The sequence below is a fragment of the Kitasatospora sp. A2-31 genome (assembly GCF_022288725.1).
GTDB lineage: Bacteria > Actinomycetota > Actinomycetes > Streptomycetales > Streptomycetaceae > Kitasatospora.
The window spans coordinates 1-3404 of sequence record NZ_JAKNTA010000079.1 but is presented as its reverse complement, the minus strand read 5'-3'; the positions used below and the strand labels follow the sequence as shown (position 1 = coordinate 3404).

Annotated in this window: 4 protein-coding genes; 1 reads left to right on the top strand and 3 read right to left on the bottom strand. The window is 74.8% G+C overall.

Translation table 11 applies throughout. From position 1 onward, the window contains the following. Positions 1 to 34 precede the first annotated feature (34 nt). From MCM47_RS39585 to MCM47_RS39575, 3 genes are all read right to left on the bottom strand, one after another. Positions 35 to 505, bottom strand: a complete 471-nt coding sequence (locus tag MCM47_RS39585) for a hypothetical protein (RefSeq protein ID WP_238864245.1) — start codon at positions 503 to 505, stop codon at positions 35 to 37. 265 nt (positions 506 to 770) lie between these two features. After that, on the bottom strand, positions 771 to 1139 hold the full coding sequence (locus MCM47_RS39580; protein WP_238864246.1) for a hypothetical protein: 369 nt from the start codon (positions 1137 to 1139) through the stop codon (positions 771 to 773). 142 nt (positions 1140 to 1281) lie between these two features. Further along, positions 1282 to 2730 carry a WGR domain-containing protein gene (locus MCM47_RS39575; RefSeq protein ID WP_238951694.1) on the bottom strand — a complete coding sequence of 483 codons (1449 nt, stop codon included), beginning with the start codon at positions 2728 to 2730 and terminating at the stop codon, positions 1282 to 1284. A gap of 208 nt (positions 2731 to 2938) precedes the next feature. On the opposite strand from MCM47_RS39575, the gene MCM47_RS39570 reads away from it, so the two are divergent. Beyond that, positions 2939 to 3208 (top strand): GlsB/YeaQ/YmgE family stress response membrane protein, encoded by a 270-nt coding sequence (locus MCM47_RS39570; protein ID WP_238864248.1) that lies wholly within the window; start codon positions 2939 to 2941, stop codon positions 3206 to 3208. Positions 3209 to 3404 lie beyond the last annotated feature (196 nt).

The following is a 3404-nucleotide window of genomic DNA, read 5'->3' as shown; positions in this document are numbered from 1 at the left end:
TCGCCGCATCCTATCTCTCAATCGTCGAGATACTTCACCGGCTGAGTTTTCCGGCGGCGCGCCGCGGGCCGGTGCCCCTCGGGCGGCGGCGCGGGGGCCCCTGCCGCTCGGGCCCGTACGCTGCGCGCCCGGCGTGCGCCGGAGGGCGCGCCAGCAGGCCGGCCGCGGAGAGCGCGGCCCACCCGATCGAGACCGCCACGGCCATCGTGCGGTGCCGCCGCTTCGGCAGCGCGGTGGCGAGCAGCGTGGCGTCACCCAGGTCGGAGGCGATCCGCACCAGGGTGGCGGTCCGCAGCGCCGAAGCGTCCGGGGCCAGGACCATGGCGAGACCGCAGGCGGCGTCCCGGAACGCCAGCGGGCGCAGGCAGGCGGCCACGTCCGCGGGGACCGACCCGTCCGGCGCGCTGATCCCGGACGGGCGGGCCAGCAGCCCCGGGCGGCGGGCGACGGCGAGCCCGTAGACGGCGGTGACGGCTCCGGTCAGGCGCAGCAGACGCACGTTCACGGCGCGGCTCTCCTCGGGTCGGCGGGGTCACTCCCCGGTGCGGGCCGCGGGGGCGCCTCCCCCGCGGCCCGCACGGTGGGCCCATCATGGACGACCGGACGGCCCGGCGCGGGCCGACACGTCCGGCGGTGGCCCTTCCGGGCGGCCTGACGGCCCGCTGCGCCCCGCGGCTCCCGAGGACCGGGGGCCGCGGGGCGGGTGGGACCAGCGGGACCGGCCAGGGGCAGTGGACCGGCGCAGGTCGGCGGGACCGGCCGGAACGGCGTCAGGAGACGCGCTTCAGCTGCCAGCTGTTCTTGCCGAAGCTCGGCACCGCCGAGTAGTTACAGCCGGAGCTGTAGAACTCGCTGACCTGCACCCAGCCGGCCGGCGGCCAGGTCGAGGCGCAGGCGTTGACCACGGTGCCGACCGGGTAGCCGGTGAGCTGCATGATCTTCTTGCTGTTGGGGGTGAAGGTGCCCGACCCGCAGCCGGCGCTGTTCCACCACTGCACGTCGACGTAGCCGCTGGGGGTGAGCGAGCTCCCGCACATGTTCACCGTGTCACCGGGCGCGGCGTGCGCGGTGGTCATGGACAGCGTCAGTGCGGCGGCAGCGGCGCCCAGGGTCAGGGCTGCGGCACGGAGACGGGACACGGAGCGGCTCCTCTCGTCGGCGCGGTCCGTCCGCACCTGGCATATTCCTATCGGCGGGTGACCGGACACGGACAGTGGCTTTCCGGTCCGGTCCCCGACGCGATTGACGCCGTTGACAGGCGGCGCCCGGTGTGTCACAGGCCTAGAGCAGGCGCTTGATGTCGCCGCGGGCCCGGTAGAAGGCCCCGGAACCGGACTCCAGCACCTCGGCCACCAGGTAGCGGGCGCCGGGCTCGCGGATGTCCTTCGGGAACTGCACCCGGCGGGCCGGGTCGAAGCCGGGCGACACCACGCGGACGCGCAACCGGCCGCCCTCCGCCACGCACTCGACCTCGATGCCGCCCGCGGCCGCCGCCGATCCGGCGACCACCGACTCGACCTCGGCACCGGCCACCGCCGCCGTCCAGCCGCTGCCGTCCACCTCGGCGGCCTGCGGCACCCGGCCCTCCTCGGCCGCCCGCACCGCCTCCTCGCTCGCGTCCAGGCAGACCAACGAGCCGTCGGTGGTCACCAGGTACAGCCGGCCGTCGCGGTACTGCATGCTGTACGCGGAGCCGCAGCCGGTGCCGAGCTTCCAGAGCCGGGTGCCGTCCGCCGCGAAGCAGTACACCGAGGAGTGGTTGTCGCCGGCGAAGACGTAGCGGCCGTCGGGCGAGGCGGCACACGAGAACACGGAGGCGTCGCAGCGGTAGCGGGCCGTCTCCGAGCCGTCGGCCTTGCGCAGCCGGTGCACCGAGCCGCGCGAGGTCGCGGCGAACACCTCGTCGCGCTCCTGCCAGCCGAACAGCACGTCGCCGTCGGTCCGGGTGTGCCACAGCGGCTCGCCGCCGCGCGCGGCGTAGCGCGCCACCCCGCGCGAGTGACCGTGGTAGACGCCGTCCTCGTCGCAGCGGACCATCCAGCCGTCGGTGCCCTCGGCCTTGCGCCGCCACTGGAACTCGTCCTCGTGGTCGACGGTGGTGATCCCGCCGCGGGCGTCGGCGACGCCGAGCACGCCGTCGTGGATGTCCAGCCAGTAGATGTCGACGTCGGCGGCGATCTCGTACGCGACCCGCGGCACCTTGCCGCCGAGGTCGTACACCTTGCCGTCGTCGCAGCCGGCGTAGATCCACCAGTCGTCGGCGACGATGCACTTCACGCCGTCCGGCAGGCCGTAGCGGCCGGTGACCTGCCCGTCGTGGGTGAGCGTGTAGACGTCGCCGCGCTCGTTGCCCACCCAGGCGTGCTCCTCGCCGACGAAGATGCCGAAGGCCGCGGCGCCGGAGCGGAACCGCCAGAGCACGGGGGCCTGGCGGGCGGTCGAGCGGCTGCTGGTGATCGCCCGGCGGGTCACCGCGCGGCGCTGCCGCACCCCGCGCACGGCCGGGGCGTAGCCCTTGCGGACCTTCTCCCCGATCTTCTTGGCGGCCGCGGCGGCGGCCTTCTCCGGCGACGGGTAGCTGGTGGTCTTCGCCTGGCCGCCCTCGCCGATCCGCCCGTAGGTGATCGTCACGTCCACGCCGGCGACCCGGACCTCGTAGAACTTGTGGGCGCTGCCGGTGTCCTCGGACAGCTCCAGGTAGGTGGTCTGCTCGTCGGCGGCGACAGGCATGCGGGGCCCCTTCCGGGCGCTCGGCGGGAGTCGGTGCGGGCGGCGTGCCCGGCGACACCGCAGAAGCTATGCCCAGGGACTGACAGCGCGTCCGGTGCCCCCCGCTCCGACGGTGCGCCGGCCCGCCCGGCCCGGTCCGGCGGCCGACGTGCCCGGGCGGACAAACAGGAGAATCATGGGACAACACCCCTCGAAAGGCGGGAATACGATGTTCCAGCTCCTGTGGATTCTGCTCATCGGCTTCGTGCTGGGCGTGCTGGCCAGGCTGCTCCTGCGCGGCCCGCAGGCGATCCCCTGGTGGCTGACCATGCTGCTCGGCGCCGGGGGCGCCCTGCTCGGCAACGCCGTGGCCGGGTGGATCGGGGTACGGCACACCAGCGGCATCGACTGGATCCGCCACCTGCTCCAGTTGGGCTTCGCCGTCGCCCTGGTCGCCCTCGTCGCCCCGGCCTGGACGAGGTCCCGCTCCCGACGCTAGGGCCCTGGGCCGCCGTCCGGCGCCCAGGAGCCTGCCGGCGGGCCGGCAGCGGCGTCAGGCGACGTGGACGCGGGGGCGACGGTCCCGGTCGGGCTCGGCCTCCCGCAGCACCTCGCGGGTGACCGGGGCCACCTCGCCCTGCCCGAGCAGGAAGAACCGGAAGAACTGGGCGAACGGGTTGCCCTCGGTCCACTCG

What these genes read in the sequence shown, in the direction of transcription:
- MCM47_RS39575 (WP_238951694.1), bottom strand. Translation starts at nt 2,730, where the DNA reads ATGCCTGTCGCCGCCGACGAGCAGACCACCTACCTGGAGCTGTCCGAG.
- MCM47_RS39570 (WP_238864248.1), top strand. Translation starts at nt 2,939, where the DNA reads ATGTTCCAGCTCCTGTGGATTCTGCTCATCGGCTTCGTGCTGGGCGTG.